Source organism: Luteolibacter sp. Y139 (genome assembly GCF_038066715.1).
In the GTDB taxonomy this organism is placed as follows: Bacteria; Verrucomicrobiota; Verrucomicrobiia; order Verrucomicrobiales; family Akkermansiaceae; genus Haloferula; species Haloferula soli.
In genome coordinates, this window is the sequence record NZ_JBBUKT010000002.1 from 731364 (window position 1) to 747111 (window position 15748).

Consider the following 15748-nt stretch of genomic DNA (forward strand, 5'->3'; position numbering starts at 1 on the left):
ACTCGACCAATCAATCCTGCGTCCGCTTGAACCGATACACCTTGCCGCCCGGGCGATGCAGGTTCAGGCGGTCGGTCGCTTTCAGTTCGAGGAAAGCCGGATCGTCCTTGAGCGCGCGATACTCGTTCTCGCGGTAGTCCTTTTCCGCGACCACCCGCTTTTCGGCCTCAAGCGTCTGCGAGAGCTTGTATTCCAAGTCCTTCAGCCGGCGCTGTTGTGGCAACGCCGTGGCAACCACAGCCAGCCCGAGGATCAGGCCCATCACCGCGAAGATGATGCGATTGGCCGTAGAAATCACCCGCGTCTGGGCTTCCAGACGCTTCAATTTCGTTCCTGAGATACTTTTCCGCCGGGCGGCCATTGGCTGGCAGTTGGTTAGCATTCCTAAAGCATCCAGCCTAGCGGAAAATCGGACAGCCGCACGATTTTGACATGCGAAACATTGCTGGAAACTCGTGGTTGGAACGACGTTGACCCGTAGGGATCAGCCAGCTTACCTCGCCCCAGCCATCCGTTGTCTGTTAAACCATGAAAGCTCCAATCACCGTCTCCGTGACCGGCGCCGCCGGCCAGATCGGCTACGCCCTCCTTTTCCGCATCGCATCCGGCGCCCTCTTCGGTCCTGACCAGCCAGTGAACCTGAGATTAATCGAAATCGAGCCCGGCATGCCCGCGCTCAAGGGCGTGGTGATGGAGCTCGATGACTGCGCCTTCCCGCTCCTCCGCGAAGTGGTGCCGACCTGCGATTTGGATGAAGGCTTCCGCGGCACCAACTGGGCGCTGCTCGTCGGCTCCGTGCCGCGCAAGGCCGGGATGGAGCGCGGCGACCTGCTCGGCATCAACGGCAAGATCTTCACCGGTCAAGGCCAGGCGATCGCCCGCAACGCCGCCTCCGACGTCCGCACGCTCGTCGTCGGCAATCCCTGCAATACCAACGCGCTCATCTGCGCCTCGAACGCCGATGGCGTCCCGAAGGACCGCTTCTTTGCGATGACCCGCCTCGATGAAAATCGCGCCAAGAGCCAGCTCGCCCAGAAAGCCGGCGTCCATCACTCCGAGGTGACCAATCTCTGCATCTGGGGCAATCACTCCGCCACCCAGTATCCCGACTTCACCAATGCCAAGATCGCTGGCAAGGCCGTCACCGACGTGATCTCTGACAAGGCGTGGCTCGAGGGGGACTTCATCAAGACCGTCCAGCAGCGCGGTGCCGCCATCATCGCCGCGCGCGGTGCTTCCTCGGCCGCTTCCGCTGCGAATGCCGCCATCGATACCGTGGTCAGCCTCGTCAATCCGACCCCGGCCGGCGACTGGCACAGCGTGGCCGTTTACTCGGATGGCAGCCACTACGGCATCGCCAAGGGCATCATGGCCTCCATGCCGATCCGCACGCTCACCAATGGCACCTGGGAAGTCATCGACGGCGTGCCGGTGAATGAGTTCAGCCAGGGCAAGATCGACGCCACCATCGGCGAACTGCTCGAGGAGCGGGACGCGGTGAAGGGCCTGATTCCTGCCTGATCGGATTATTATAAAAATTTCACGCAAAAGCCGTGGGATTTCCCACGGCTTTCTGCTTATTTGGGGGCACATGTCCCTCCCTGTCGTCACCGGCCTGATTCGTCGCCGTCTTTTGGTGAACTACCGCGTCGATCCCTCGGTGGTCGCGCCGCTGCTGCCAGAAGGATTCCGGCCGAAGTTGCACCGCGGCCAAGCCATCGCGGGCATCTGTCTGATTCGCCTGGAAGATATCAGGCCGCGGATGCTCCCGGTATGGGCTGGCATCAACAGCGAGAACGTCGCGCACCGGATTGCCGTGCTTTGCGATGACGAGGACGGCACCACCCGCGAAGGCGTTTTCATCCCGCGCCGCGACACCAGCTCGCTGGCGAATCATCTCGCAGGCGGCCGCATTTTCCCGGGCGAACATCATCTCGCGGACTTCATCGTCTGTGACGACCACGGCATCATCGAGATCAAGGCGCGCGCCCGCGATGGCCACATGAGCCTCTCGCTCAGCGCGACGGAATCCGATGAATTCCCCGCTTCATCCTGCTTCAATTCTTTAAAAGAATCCTCGGACTTTTTTGAAACCGGCAGTGTTGGCTACTCCACCACCAAGAGCTGTGACCACCTCGACGCCATCCGTCTGGAGACCTACCAGTGGCAGGTGAAACCTCTGACGGTCTCAAAGGTGGCTTCGTCCTATTTCGACAATCCCGCCCTCTTCCCGGCCGGCAGCGCTGTCTTCGACCACGCCCTGATCATGCGGGATGTCGCTCACGAGTGGCACAGCATGGAAAGCCGCCGGGTCGCGGTGCCTGCGTGAAGTGAGGTGACAAGACCGGGTCCCGTGGGGCTTGCATGCAGGGGCTGCTTTCCTACAGTCCGCCGCCGATGTCCCAGCCGCTTGTCATTGCCGGTCGCGAGTTCTCGTCCCGCCTCTTCACGGGCACGGGGAAATTCTCGTCGAATGAGTCGATGCGAGACGCGCTGGCCGCCTCCGGCACCCAGATCGTGACTGTGGCCCTGCGTCGCGCCGACCTCACCGGCAAGGCCGATCCCTACGCGAACATCCTCGATTTCATCGACCCGGAGAAATACCTGCTCCTGCCGAATACCAGCGGCGCGATGAATGCGGAGGAAGCCGTGCGCCTCGCCCGCCTCGCCGCCGCCGCCGGGCTGCCGAAGTGGGTGAAGCTGGAGATCCATCCCGATCCCACCTATCTTCTGCCGGATCCCATCGAGACGCTGAAGGCCGCCGAGATCCTCGTGAAAGAGGGCTTCACCGTGTTGCCCTACATCAATGCCGACCCCGTGCTCGCCAAGCGACTCCAGGAAGTCGGCACCGCCACCGTGATGCCGCTCGGTGCACCCATCGGCTCTAACAGGGGCGTCGCGACCCGTGACCAGATCCGCATCATCGTGGAGCAAGCCACCGTGCCTGTGGTGGTCGACGCCGGCCTCGGAGCTCCCAGCCATGCGGCCGAAGCGATGGAGCTCGGTGCCGATGCCGTGCTCATCAATACCGCCATCGCCGTTGCTTCCGATCCGGTGCGCATGGCGATCGCTTTCAAGAAGGCCGTCGAGGCAGGTCGCGAAGCTTACGAACTCGGCTTGCCTGAGCGCAGCGATGCAGCTTCCGCCACGAGCCCGCTGACCGGGTTCCTCAACGCCTGAGCATGAGCGCACCGCTCGTCTTCGGCTTGGTGGCAGCGGCCTTCATCGCGCTGCACGTGCTCGCATGGAAACTCACGGACCAGAAGAGCCGTGGCGTGCAAGTGACCGCGGCCATCGTGCTCACCCTCCTATGCCTGCCCGGCGCTTGGTTCGCCCTCTACTATGTCCACTGGCTGCCCGAGCCGCCCCTTCTCTATCAGCTCCGCTCGCTAAGCTTCGGTGAGGGCTTTCTCGCCCTGTTTGGAGCTGCGGCCGGAGCGTGGCGGAATCTGCTGCCCAAGCTGTTGAAGTCCGTTCCCACCGCCGCCGGTGCCTTCTTGCTGGCACTCCCCTTTCTCAAGCCCGTCTTCCGCCCGCTCGATACCACGACCTTGGAAGAGCGTTGGGAAGGCGATGTCTGCTACCAAAGCTCCATGGTCACCTGCGGTCCCGCAAGTGCTGCCAATATCCTGCGCTTCCTCGGCGACAAGCAAGTGACCGAACGCGATCTGGCACGCGACGCATGGACCTCACAAAGCAGCACTGAGGCCTGGCATCTCGCCCGCACGCTGCGACATCGCGGCTATCGCGTGCGCTTCCTCGCACCGGATGGATTGCCCGCCAAGGAAGACCTGCCCGGCATCCTCGGCACCGGCAGCAAAACGGCCGGGCACTTCATCGCCCTGCTCGAAATCGAAAACGGCGAGATCCACTACATCGATCCTTTGGGTGGCCGCTTCCACAGGCCGGTGAAGGACTTCCTCAAGTGGGTCGCGTTCGAGCCGTTCTTCATGTCGGTGCAGAAGGAGCACTGAATCGCTCGCCGATTCGCCTCCCGTCTTGCTTTTCCCCAGAAATCATGATGCATCGCGCCATCATGAACCGCCGCCATTTCCTTGCCACGGGAGCGCTCGCCGGAGCCACGTCCGCCCTGCCCGCTCAAGCTCAGGAAGCAATCCCGAAGCCGGTCTATCCCGCGAACCGCATCGGCGTGTCCTCGTATTCGTTCTGGGGTTTCCAACGTGAAGCCCTGAAGGACATCCCGACCTGTCTGGATCACACGGCGCGAATGGGCTTCGATGGCTTCGAAATCCTCCAGCGCCAGCTCGCCTCCACCGACAATGCCGAGCTGCAGAAGATCAAGCGCCACGCGTTTCTGTTAGGCCTCGATCTCATGGGCTACTCGACCCACCAGGGCTTCCTCTCGCCGGACAAGGAGAAGCGTGAGGCGCAGATCAAGCTCACCACCGATTGCATCGAGCAGGCCTATGCGCTCGGCATCCCGACGATGCGCGTGAACTCCGGCACTTGGGGCACCTCGAAGGACTTCGATGACCTCATGGCCAAGCGCGGCGTCGAGCAACCGCTGGAAGGCTACACCGAGGAGGACGCCTACAAGTGGGTGATCGAGTCCTACCAGAAGATCGTCCCTGTGGCGGAGAAGTGCGGCGTTACCCTCGGCCTCGAAAACCACTGGGGCCTCGGCGTCACTCCGGAAGGCGTGAAGCGCGTGGTGGACACCATCGATTCCAAGTGGCTTCGCGTCACGCTGGATACCGGCAATTTCCTCGAAGACCCGTATGATCGCCTCACCAAGCTCGCGCCGGATACCGTGCTGATGCAGGCCAAGACTTACTACGGCGGCGGCGTCTGGTACACGCTGGATCTCGATTACACGCGCATCGCCAAGATCATGCGGGACGCCAACTACAAGGGCTACGTCTCGCTGGAATTCGAGGGCAAGGAGGACCCGCTGACCGCGATTCCGAAGAGTCTGGACTTGCTCCGCAAGGCCTTCGCGGGATCGTAAGGCATGGGCATGGAAAACGCCGGTCGCATGCTTGTCTTCGCGGGACTCGGTCTCGCGGTGATCGGTGCCGTGCTGTGGTTCGCCGGCGGAAAAGGCTGGCTCTCATGGCTCGGCCGCCTACCCGGCGACATCCGCGTGGAAGGCGACAAGGGCAGCTTCTACTTTCCGGTGGTGACCTGTCTGCTGGCGAGCGTGGCGCTCAGTGGCCTGCTTGCTTTAATCCGGAAGTTCTTTGGGTGACCCAGCTTCTCAACCCAACCGCGCCGCGTAGAACCCATCCCACCCAGTCTCCGCCGGAGAAACCGTTAGTTCCTGCTCGATTGCCCGCCGCGCATCACGTTCCACGAGATTGCGAAGCTGCCCGCCATTCTCCGACGGCAGCACCGAGCACGTCGCATAGACGAACTTCCCACCGGGACGGAGAAGTTCCGGATAGTGATCCAGCATTCGCCTCTGAAGGCGCTTCGTTTTCTCCAGCGACGGCGCGGTGAGCCGCCACTTGAGATCCGGCTGGCGGCGCAGGGTGCCAAGGCCGGAGCACGGCGCATCGATGAGCACCCGATCCGCCCAACCGGCGTAACGCTTCAGCGTGTCCTCCCGCCACATCTCGGTGCGAATGATCCGCGTCCCGGCACGCGATGCCCGGCGGCGGAGTTCACTCAGCTTCGCCGTGGAAATGTCCATCGCCACGATCTCTCCCTTGCTCTGCAGCAGCGCTGCGAGATGAAGCGCCTTCCCACCCGCACCGGCACAGGCGTCGATGACCCGCATCCCCGGCTCCAGATCCAACAGCGGTGCGATCCGCTGCGAACCGGCATCCTGGATTTCCACCAGCCCTTCCGCGGCGAGAGGCTTCGGCAAGGTCTTCCCGGCAGGCAACACCAGCGCATCATGCGTGCCTTCCACACGGCTCGCTTCGATCCCGTGCGAGCCCAACCACGCGATGGCTTCACCCACCTCCATCCGCAGGCGATTCACGCGGAGGAAAACAGGCGCGCGCCGATTCAGTGCCGCCACTTCCCTGCCCCAGGCATCCCCCAGCTCGCGCTCTCCGAGTTCATCCAGCCAGTCCGGAATCGACTCGCGGATTGCCCGCGGCTGACCGGAAAGCTCCGCCTCGCGGGAACTGATCTCATCAGGATGACTCGGCCACCACTCCGGCACCTCGAATCCGCTGCGGACCCATTGCACGGCACACAGCGCCTCGATGGACTCATCGCCGGCAAGGAAGCCCAGCGCCCGCCGCCAACGGGTCACCTCGAAAGCAGTCTCCGCAATAAAGCCACGGTCGCGCTTGCCCCACTTCGGATTGGCACGAAAGAGCCCGTCAAGCTCGCGATCCAGCACGCGGCCCTCATTGAAAACCTGCGCCAGCACCCCCGCCGCGCTCTCCGCCAACATCCGGTGAATCCTCACGGCAGGACGATGGTCTCCGCAAGGTCACGCGGACAATCCCGAATCAGCAACTTAATGTCCCCGCCCCTTCGGCGCGGCCGGTGCTGGCTTCTCAAAGCGCAGGTAGGTGATCGATTTGGTCCGGGACTCCGCATCCAGGGCATTCACCCGCATTTCCTTGATCGTGTAGCCTTTGTCATCCGGCAGCTTCATCACCGAGTTGACCTGGAATTCCTTCAGCGGGACGCCCTTCCTATCGTGGGCGCGGATCTGCCAGAAGGCTCCGTATTTTTTATGAACCCAGACGTAGACGACGCCGTAGGCTCCGTTGCCATCAGTGTTATCCAGGCGGATCTTATAGCAATCCTCGCCATTGGCTTTTTCTTCCCCGGCAAACGTGGCCTTCTTCCAGTAAAGGAACCGCAACGTCAGGTCCTCGTAGCTGACATCGGTGCCAGCGACCGGCTCTGACAGACGACTCACAGGGAATTTCTTGAAGTTGCCCTTGGCGTCGGTGATCTCCAGAAGCTCGGCGTCCTCATCCCCCATGCGGATGTGGAAGGGCTTCTGGCCAGCGATCTGGAACTGCATGTTGCCCTGGCGAACGAACAGGCTAACCGCCGCCTTCGGCCCGCCGTCCTTCTCCACACTGCCATTCAGGTCCATCTGCTGGAGCGTCGCCGAAAGCCGGATCGACCGCACCATCGCGGCCGCGTCCGGCTGCTGGGCGTGGAGCGGAGCGACGGCAGTGACGGAGGAAAAGAGGAGGGCGGCGATGGCTTTCATGCGCGACAAGGGTGCAGTCAAAACGGCTCTCCCGCAAGTTCGGGAAAGATTCACAAAAACAGCGGCCCTGCATGACCGGATTTTTCAAAATCGTGACATTAGGGACTTGCTGCCGGACGGGGCGGCGAAGTGGAATCCTGCACGCCCGAAAGGACCGTCCCAAAACCCCATGAGCCTCCGCACCCAGCTTACGGAAATCCTTCCTCCCCTTCTCCCGAGCAACCCATCGGAAGCCATCAAGGGGACCGAGCTCATCCGGCTCGCACGGTTGCAACTCAATGGCGCTTATTCGGATGCCTCGCTGCGCTACCATTTCTCCATCATGTCCTGCGATCCGGCCTCGCCGATCGCCAAGGTGGAAAAGGGCCAGGGCTACTACCGCCGCTCCGCCCCGGTGCCGGCGCTGACCGGTGCCCAAGAGCTGCTTTCCCTGAGCCAAGGCCGGCTCGATGACCTGAGCGCCGACCACGAAGCGGTCGACCTCGCTCTGGAGCGCCTGCGCAAGTTCCGCGCGGTGGTGACCCGTTACTACGAGGTCAATGGCCGCTTCCCATATACTTTCCGCCAGGCCTTCGCGCAGGGCGCCCCGCTGGGAAATCTTTGGAAATACCCGGAGGTGGTGCTGGTCGACTGGGAAACCGGCGACGCCCCGGACGAGGAGCTCGCGCTCGATCCCACGATGCTTTCGCTGAAGCAGCGCCTCGGCCTCCCGCCATTCCGCCTGCAAGCGGCCCGGCTGCGCATCCATCCGTCGCTGGCCAGCTTCCGTGAAGACTTCTTCCAGGCACTGTCCTCCTCGATGTGGGCACAGGGCAGCGAGCTGATCTACGCCGCACCGGTTCAGGACGAGGCGCTCGCCGATGGCCTGCGCCGCCTGAATGCCATCTTCGGCGTCGGAGTGATTTCCTTCGGCCTCGACGCCGCGGCGCTGGATGACCTTCCGCGTGCAGCCAATATCCTCAATGCCCATCCGCGCGAAACGGAAGCCTTGATGGACCGGCTGAAAATCGACCGCATCGCCGCGCCGCACACCCGCCAGCACATCGACTGGCAAGCACTCGATGGCCTCCGCCGCGAGAGCGATGAAGTGCATCAACTCATCGGCTGGCTCAACGGCTGCATCAGCAAGGGCCGCGCCGAGGCATTCCGCGAGGAAGCCTGAGCGAGAGCGGGCGAAACTTGAGTCGCTGCTAGCGATTCAGCCTGATCCCCGGACCCGGAGCAACATCCCCTGGGCGGCGTGCGTTTCCCGTTTTCATCATCCATGAAAACGCCCCTGCGCTTCGCCGTCCTCGCCGCCCTGCTGATTTCCTGCGCCTCCGGGCAGGACGAGAAATGGACCTCCATTTTCAACGGCAAGGACCTCGATGGCTGGACGCCGAAGATCCGCGGCTTCGCGTTCGGCGAAGACCCGAAGCAGACCTTCGTCGTCGCGGACGGCGTCATCCGGGTGGACTACAAAAACTACGACGGCTGGGGAGACGCCTTCGGACATCTGTTCTACAAGACCAAGCTCTCGAACTATAAGATCCGCCTCGAATACCGCTTCATCGGCGACCAAGTGAAAGGCGGTCCCGGCTGGGCCACCCAGAACTCCGGGATCATGCTGCATTGTCAGGATCCCAAGACCATGGGCAAGGATCAGGAATTCCCCGCCTCCCTCGAGTTCCAACTCCTCGGTGCCGGAAATGGCGTGAAAACCACCGGCAACCTCTGCACGCCCGGCACCTACATCACCATCGGTGACAAGGTGAACAAGACCCACTGCATCAATTCCCAGGAGCCTACCAAGCCGCTCGGCGAATGGGTCAAGGCCGAGGCCGAAGTCCACGGTAGCAAGCTCATCAAGCACCTCATCAACGGCAAGATTGTCTTCGAATACACCGACACCAAGCTCGACGAAAACGACCCCGACGCGAAGCCGCTCGTCGAGGCGCTGGGCAGCAATGAACTCACCGAGGGCTACGTCAGCCTCCAATCCGAAAGCCACCCCGTCGAGTTCCGGAATATCGAGGTGCTAGAGCTGAAAGCGGAGTAAGAGTTCCGCCTCCCACTCACGTCAGGACAAGCAGTCGGAGGCGGCCCATGCGAACCCTGTGATCTGGGTGACATAAGAGTCGCGAAGCGGTTGCTGCCTTCGATCTCGTCATCCGGAAAGCTCCCGGCTAGTCCCGTCCGAACCCGGATCGCAGACAAAAAGAAAGCCGCCCCGAAGGGCGGCTTTTAACCTTTGGCCACTCGTAAAAGAGTGGCGGAGCGGACGGGACTCGAATAGGTGCGACAAATGTGACCTCGCGTCGTCGAAAGTAGCCGAAAAACACCTTATATCGTTCTTTGTAAGAGCACTATCGCGATTCAATAGTGCGCAAAATAGCCTCGAATTGCGGTATGTTTTCGAGAGTTTTGCGTCGGAATTGCGTCGGGTTGAGGGGTTCATTTTTCCGACACTTATTCGATTGCCGGAGACTCTGGGTCGGATAAAGCCTCCGTTATGGCGAACGATTTCACTGTCCGATCCGTTGAGTCCAAGGGGCACCGTTACTGGCGAGCCCGAATCTCCAACCGACTAACAGGCAAAGGGAAAGCGGTGAAGCGCGACTTCTCCACCGAGGAGGATGCGGCAAAATGGGGCGAAGAAGAGTCCACACGACTTCGAGAGTTCGGAAGGCGGACGCTGGAAATCCCCCCGCGTGTGCAAGACTACCTCCAACGATTCGCTCTCAACGCGCTCTTCGAGAAGAACCTCGACGAACATCAGATTCGCCGTCTACTGGAGGAGGCTCTACACCGATTCAAGCCAGCTCAGGACCACGAACCATTGTGGAGCTTTTACCCGGAATTCCGCCATCGCCGGAACTGGTCGGAGGAGACGCTGGCCCGTGGAGCCGCTCGGGTTTACGAGAACGAACTCAAGCCCTTCCTCCAAAATGAACGTCTCGGTTCATTCACCAGTCTCGAATCCGGCCTTCGATTGGCAACGAGAGAACTCGACGATTGGGCCGCTCGATACGCCGCAAAGACTGGCGAGCCACCCGCTCACCGAACCTTCCTAAACCATCGGAATGCTCTGGGAACGTTCTTCCGCCACCTCGCAAAGCGCGATCTGGTGCCTCATTCTCTGCCGGTGCAAATCCGCGAGATCGCATCGAAAGACCTTCGTTCCACGATTAAGAAGGAGACGGGTGAATCCATTCATGTTCTCGCCCCCGACCTTATTGAGCTGATTCTCCAGACCGCGCCTCAATTCCACCTCGCGCATTTTCTGGTGCTCAAGGCGCTTTGCGGCATGCGGGACAAGGAGGCTGCAAATTTGACCTGGGATTGCCTCAAGGAGGATCACGTCTTCGTGCCGGCCGAGATCAGCAAGATCGGCAAATCCCGACGCATCTCGTTCGAGGACGTCCCCGGCCTTGGAAAATGGCTGGCCTTTGCGGACGCCCATGGTCGCCCACGGCGCAAGACGGTCGGCGGAGCACGTGCCCGCCGTGAAGGGCATTGGCTGGGGCTGGTGGAGTCGCTCCGAGAACAGCTCTGTTTGGCCGAAGGGGAATCCTGGGGGGACAAATACCCAAACGCCCTGCGGGATTCGTTTTGTAGCTACGGCTGCCTCGTCCTCGACTACACCAAGGTACAGATGATCTGCGGTCATCACGTTGGCAGCCACACGACATTCCGCCGATACATCAGCTCAAATGTCACCAAGGCTAACGCGAAAGCATTCTTTGCGCTTCATCCTCCGACTGCCTGATTTCCTGATTACCAGTTGGTTTGCTTTGGGGAGCGGCAGATGGGTCGCAGCCATTGAGAACCAATCGAGGGGGTGCAGGCGCATCCCAGCAAGGCCTTTGCTCACGGAGCCTTATGAGGAATTCCATAAATGTCCGGACCTTGAAACTTCTGGACGGAACCAGAGTCGATGGCAAAGCTAGTCGCCATCCCTCCTCATGAAAATCGCCATTGCCTGGTTCTGCGGCGCTCTCGTTTTCATCATTCTCAATGTGGCTCTGGAAGCCGTCCTGGCAGCCATTAGCTTCAAGCCTTGGCTGCTGGGCACTCTTGGAGGAACGGCATTCACGGTTGCAAGGGCGTGGGGAAGCTTCTGGTGCGCGCGAAAAGTCTACTCCATCATCAAGAACGCTGCTGGCCGTGCTCTCGTTGAAGTGGTCCAGGAACTGGCGCAACTCGGGGAAGAGTATCCAGCAGTTCGGTCCATCCTACCAATTGTCGCAGCAGCTATAAAAGCACAGGCGGACACGATCCGAAAACAGATTCGACTTGGCGAAGTGACGCCAAGACAGGTGGCTCTTCAGTTTGCCGGGAATACTGCTGGCGATGCGTTAGAGAGTGGAAAATGGCACCTTTACCGAGGCGTGCTTTCGCCGGCCGGGAATGAGCTAATGCGACTCTACGATGCTTGCTGGCGGGCCAATGTGGCGGATGGATTTGCAACGGAAGAGAAGCGTCAGGAGGAGATGGCCATGATGCACCGCCTGATCCTTCAAGTGGGCTAAACCGCAGTGCGGAACTGTGAGAAAGATTCTCGCTCTCCACGCGGAAGCCTTACGGAACGTGCCACATTGCTTCTTGCCATTCAACGCAACTCAAGTTCCCCTGTTCTCGTCCATCCACAGATGGGCGAGGGCTTGATAACCCTGACCGTGAGCGGTCGGCATTGACCGCAACAATGCCGCCAAACTGGCCAAATGGCCGGGGAGGCGGCGGCGCATGTCCAGGTCTCCCCACGGGGCGACTAAAGGCCGTTGCGGCTGTCTCACGGCAGCTTATCAACTCCCCGTCCACCAGAGGAAGGACACCTTGAAGGTCCTTCCCATGAACGATTCCCTGAAGAACTCCCGCATCAAGATGGTGATAATCGCAGGGCTCATCGTGCTGCTGACGATGATCTGCTTTCCTCCTTTCGAGAGAGTTTTGATCAATCGCGATTCGGGTGTTGTGATTCGGGCGATTCCCAGTGGTTATCGCTTTTTGTTTTCGTCACCTGAATTCATGGGTGGCCCCTTTATGGAGAGGGTGAATTATGGGCAGCTTGGATTGCAGGTTGTCGGCTGGGGCTGCCTGCTTGCCATAGTGAACTTGGCGGTTTCGGTTCTGACGAGAGAAAGAGAGAAAGCCGAAACAGCCTCCCGTGAGGACCTGATAAATGGCAAGAACTCCGACCCAAAAGCGAATGGTTTGAAAGGTAAGGGTGCAGCAGAGTTGACTGACGTAGGGGCGATTTCACCCCGGACCGCGACATCGGAAGAAATCGGAGTGGTGCTACCGGATGCGTTGGAAGGCCCATCGCTGCCACAAATCTCGGAGATCGAAGCCACCTCGTCGGCGTTGGAATCTCCATCCATGGACGCTTCTGACGACACCCCTGAGTCAACGGTGACTACGTCTCGACCTCATTACCCGGTTTATACGGGCACTACTGATCCCACGTCCCCCTATGTGGTCTCGTTGCTGATCACCGCAGCCATCTGTTTTCTGCAAGCGATCTCCACCTATAGTGGAGGGCTCGTAATCCCATACGCGATCGGAGGGATGATTGGCTCCGCTCTCATGGGTGGAATCGTCGCCCTCGTTGTTTGGGGCCTCAACGCAGAGATTCGGGGCAAGAAGGACTTTGGCTCGGCAGCGAAGGTTGGTTGGGTTTATTGCATGCCTATTTTGGCGGCCTTTTCGGTCGTCGTCATTAGAGCGTAACGCCAATCCTCCAAAGAGAGGCTGTAGCGAAGAGATCGGAGCAGGCGAGCAAGCCATCGGAAGCTCCAGAAGAGATTCGTCAGAAGAGTCCTATGCGCTTGTCGGGTTCGAAAGTTTGCCAAACCGTGGGGACGTGTCTTCGTCGATCCTAGAGTCGGAACGATGGCAAGAATGGCTTCTCCATGCCGCTGTGTGACTACAGTGGAGAAACGATCCGTAAGCTCCATGGCTCCGGTTTGATCTGGGAAAGCCCTTCACTCTTGCGGAAAATGATCCACCCAGAATTCGGTTTCGGAGAGTCGATTCTCCAGAAGCGAAACAAGGCCACGAGTGGTTAGGATATGAAGGTGCGAGAGCGAAAAATCCATGCCGTCCTCCTCGTATCGCCTCGCCACGTAGAACTCGACTTCGTCGACTTGGATCGGGGGAGCTGAGCGGGTTCCTTCCGAATCATAATCCACGGCCCATAAAGTGCCATTGGGAACTACCAAGCAGGCCATCGGCATCGAGTAGGAAACTCGAATTGCTGGACCACACGCATCCCGTCCGCCCTCCCAGATCAGATCACTAACAGAGGCCAACGCTTGAGCCCATTTCCCGTAAATTTCGCCATCGCCGTCAGGCCGATTCTTATCGGATCGGATTTGCACCGCGGATCGACCCACCGGCGTTCCAGATCGGTACATGGACTGTAGGGTTCGTTTAACTTCGGCGCGAGTCACATTGGAGTCTAGGTAGCAGGAGCGGATTAAAAGGTTGCCTGTCTCCTTCTGCGCACGAGTCGAGCGCGCAATCACGAGGGGGGCTTGGTCGGTCAAGCGTTTGCATTCAATCGCCAGACGGATGAAGTACTTGGCTTGATGTCCCAAGTCAGTGCGGGCAACTTTTACCCGGATGTCGAATTGACGAGGCAAGCCAGTAACAGGGTCCCGATAGGTTCCGCCGTGTTCGGCTTCGGGGTGGATTTTATTGAGGTTGGCTTGGCGGATGGCGTAAAGAACCTCCATCTCGAACGCGAAGTCGTCGCTTTCGTTCAAGCATTGCTCGATGCGGGCCGCGTCAACTGGTTGGAGAGCGTTGACGCTCTTATCGCGGCTGCTGGGGAGATTGCGATTTCCAGAGGGAATGCTCATGGTTGGGATGCGCTCTGTGGTTGAATCCTTTAGTCACTGCATTGGAATTCGCCTCGAAGCGGTGGCTGCCTGTATTCAAAAAACGGTTTGGTGGAATCTCAATCAAATCCACCGTCAACGACGGCTTTCTGTCGCCGTCCTAAGTGTATCCGGGAAATCACATGATTTCCTGAACACTATGGGACGGCATACGATGGGATGATCATTCCCGTCGCAATCCTAGTCCGAGTCTCAACCGCCAAGCAGGAGACCGACCGTCAAGTGTCGGAGCTTTCCGCCTATGCCCTCGCCAAGGGCTACGAGATCATAGAGGTCTGCCGGGAGGAAGTCTCCGGCAAGGCGAGCCATGCCGCTCGTCACGGACTGCATCGAGTCGAAGAGCTTGTCCGCACTGGTGCGGTGAGAAAGGTGCTGGTCCACGAAGTCACTCGCCTAGCCCGTCGCAACAGCGTGGCCCATGCGTTCGTTGAGACGCTCGAAGAGCTTGGAGTCTCGCTCTACTGGCACCAACAGGGAATCGAAACCCTGCTCCCCAACGGCAAGCGGAACCCGGCCGCCGCGATCATGTTCGCACTGCTCGCGGAGATGGCACGGGCGGAGGTTGAGACGCTTTCCGAGCGCATCAAATCCGGGCTGGCGGAGGCACGCCGTAAAGGGCGCAAGATCGGGCGACCGCTCGGTAGCTCGCTCGAATCAGCGGAGTTCCTAGCCAAGCATCAGGACATTCGTCGCCGCCTCCGCGAGGGGCACTCGATCCGCAATACCGCAAAGATCACGGGAAAAGGAATCTCTACCGTGCAGCGAGTGAAGGCAGCCCTACACGGGGATGGGTGAGGTGCGACCTGTAACCCGCTTCCTAAAACGAGAAACCCGTCACCCGCTTTCCGTTGAAGGAAGCAGGTGACGGGTTGCAGGCTACGGGTGAGAGTGTGTGCGGGCCTATCGACGCTTTGCGGACCAGTCGTTGGCTTGTCCTTGGAGGATTTGCATTTCCGCCGCGATCTCATGCCAGACCCGGTCGAGGGAGATTGACTGGCCCGTCGTGCATCTGCCCCATACCGTCATGCCTTCGATGTCGCCGACGCGTTCGCCATGATTGGCGAGAGTGCGCTTGGCCCACGAGCTTACGATCCAATGCTCGAAGACTTCCGACTCGCTGGGATCGATGCTCTCGTCGCTACACAGGTCCTCCCACGTATCGGCATGAGATTCCTCAGCGACCCACGTCCCACGGTGTTCGGTGAGCTTGAGGAATGAAGCAGTGTTTCGATCCCGAAGTTCCTGCCCGATCACATCGAGCGCCGGGTAGTTGTCAGGCTCGCCAATGACCTCGTCATACAGGGCATGTAGTTTGGAGGCGTGGCCTTCCTCCATGACGGCGGAGAGGAGGTCATCTGCCCTGCTCCACCCCTCCACCCGAGCGGCTTCCTCATGGTCGGGAATGCCCCGGCACAGGTCGAGGATTTCGTCGTAATCGGTATCCCCGAATCCGCCGCGATCACCGGCAACCTTGGCCACGGTCGAAACCAACGAGGACACGCAGTAGTAGACCTCACGGCTGACCAGCTTCTGGACGATCCGCAGGTTTGTTTCATTCTCGCAGCCTCCAGCGGCGAAGTATTCCGCGAGGTTGGTCGATGTCGCTATGGATGGAATGTTGGAGGTCATCAGCAATCTTCCCGACCCATAGCCCCTGAGCCGTTCCCTCCGTCGGGTTCACCGGCTAGGCACGTGTCCGAGCTATCCTGGCAAGCAG

At 60.1% G+C, this 15748-nt stretch carries 17 protein-coding genes; 12 read left to right on the plus strand and 5 right to left on the minus strand.

The genetic code is table 11. The annotated features are described in order from the left end of the window. Positions 1–10: 10 nt before the first annotated feature. Complete coding sequence (locus WKV53_RS07960; protein WP_341403994.1) at positions 11–325, minus strand: hypothetical protein; 315 nt, start codon at positions 323–325, stop codon at positions 11–13. Positions 326–528: 203 nt separating this feature from the next. On the opposite strand from WKV53_RS07960, the gene WKV53_RS07965 reads away from it, so the two are divergent. The 6 genes from WKV53_RS07965 (at position 529) to WKV53_RS07990 (ending at position 5209) form a co-directional block, all read left to right on the plus strand. After that, entirely contained in the window at positions 529–1521 is a 993-nt protein-coding gene (locus tag WKV53_RS07965; protein ID WP_341403996.1) for a malate dehydrogenase, read from the plus strand. 70 nt (positions 1522–1591) lie between these two features. Beyond that, positions 1592–2329, plus strand: coding sequence for a DUF2071 domain-containing protein (locus WKV53_RS07970; RefSeq protein WP_341403998.1), 738 nt, complete (start codon positions 1592–1594; stop codon positions 2327–2329). 68 nt (positions 2330–2397) lie between these two features. After that, positions 2398–3180, plus strand: coding sequence for a thiazole synthase (locus tag WKV53_RS07975; protein WP_341404000.1), 783 nt, complete (start codon positions 2398–2400; stop codon positions 3178–3180). Between the two features lie 2 nt (positions 3181–3182). Further along, complete coding sequence (locus tag WKV53_RS07980; protein WP_341404002.1) at positions 3183–3974, plus strand: cysteine peptidase family C39 domain-containing protein; 792 nt, start codon at positions 3183–3185, stop codon at positions 3972–3974. A gap of 62 nt (positions 3975–4036) precedes the next feature. After that, the gene (locus WKV53_RS07985) at positions 4037–4969 is read left to right on the plus strand and encodes a TIM barrel protein (RefSeq protein ID WP_341404004.1); all 933 of its coding nucleotides are present in this window, start codon (positions 4037–4039) and stop codon (positions 4967–4969) included. Between the two features lie 9 nt (positions 4970–4978). Beyond that, complete coding sequence (locus tag WKV53_RS07990) at positions 4979–5209, plus strand: DUF2905 domain-containing protein (protein ID WP_341404006.1); 231 nt, start codon at positions 4979–4981, stop codon at positions 5207–5209. 9 nt (positions 5210–5218) lie between these two features. On the opposite strand, the gene WKV53_RS07995 is transcribed toward WKV53_RS07990, so the two are convergent. Together WKV53_RS07995 and WKV53_RS08000 are read right to left on the minus strand one after the other, a co-directional pair. Continuing rightward, positions 5219–6385: an RsmB/NOP family class I SAM-dependent RNA methyltransferase gene (locus WKV53_RS07995; RefSeq protein ID WP_341404008.1), complete on the minus strand. Its 1167-nt coding sequence runs from the start codon at positions 6383–6385 to the stop codon at positions 5219–5221. A gap of 51 nt (positions 6386–6436) precedes the next feature. After that, positions 6437–7150: an outer membrane lipoprotein-sorting protein gene (locus WKV53_RS08000; protein ID WP_341404010.1), complete on the minus strand. Its 714-nt coding sequence runs from the start codon at positions 7148–7150 to the stop codon at positions 6437–6439. A gap of 169 nt (positions 7151–7319) precedes the next feature. Here WKV53_RS08000 and WKV53_RS08005 point away from each other — a divergent pair, with 169 nt between their 5' ends. From WKV53_RS08005 to WKV53_RS08025, 5 genes are all read left to right on the plus strand, one after another. Continuing rightward, positions 7320–8312: a hypothetical protein gene (locus WKV53_RS08005; protein ID WP_341404012.1), complete on the plus strand. Its 993-nt coding sequence runs from the start codon at positions 7320–7322 to the stop codon at positions 8310–8312. A 102-nt stretch (positions 8313–8414) separates the two neighbouring features. After that, entirely contained in the window at positions 8415–9188 is a 774-nt protein-coding gene (locus WKV53_RS08010; RefSeq protein ID WP_341404014.1) for a 3-keto-disaccharide hydrolase, read from the plus strand. A 549-nt stretch (positions 9189–9737) separates the two neighbouring features. Then, positions 9738–10898: a hypothetical protein gene (locus WKV53_RS08015; protein WP_341404016.1), complete on the plus strand. Its 1161-nt coding sequence runs from the start codon at positions 9738–9740 to the stop codon at positions 10896–10898. Positions 10899–11094: 196 nt separating this feature from the next. Further along, entirely contained in the window at positions 11095–11661 is a 567-nt protein-coding gene (locus tag WKV53_RS08020) for a hypothetical protein (RefSeq protein WP_341404018.1), read from the plus strand. A 319-nt stretch (positions 11662–11980) separates the two neighbouring features. Then, positions 11981–12859 (plus strand): hypothetical protein, encoded by an 879-nt coding sequence (locus WKV53_RS08025; RefSeq protein WP_341404020.1) that lies wholly within the window; start codon positions 11981–11983, stop codon positions 12857–12859. Positions 12860–13113: 254 nt separating this feature from the next. Here the strand turns inward: WKV53_RS08025 and WKV53_RS08030 are convergent, their stop codons facing one another. After that, a complete protein-coding gene (locus WKV53_RS08030; RefSeq protein WP_341404022.1) occupies positions 13114–13992 on the minus strand; it encodes a hypothetical protein in 879 nt (292 codons plus the stop codon). Between the two features lie 198 nt (positions 13993–14190). On the opposite strand from WKV53_RS08030, the gene WKV53_RS08035 reads away from it, so the two are divergent. Beyond that, positions 14191–14826, plus strand: a complete 636-nt coding sequence (locus WKV53_RS08035; RefSeq protein WP_341404023.1) for a recombinase family protein — start codon at positions 14191–14193, stop codon at positions 14824–14826. A gap of 105 nt (positions 14827–14931) precedes the next feature. On the opposite strand, the gene WKV53_RS08040 is transcribed toward WKV53_RS08035, so the two are convergent. Continuing rightward, a complete protein-coding gene (locus WKV53_RS08040; RefSeq protein WP_341404024.1) occupies positions 14932–15660 on the minus strand; it encodes a hypothetical protein in 729 nt (242 codons plus the stop codon). Positions 15661–15748: the final 88 nt, after the last annotated feature.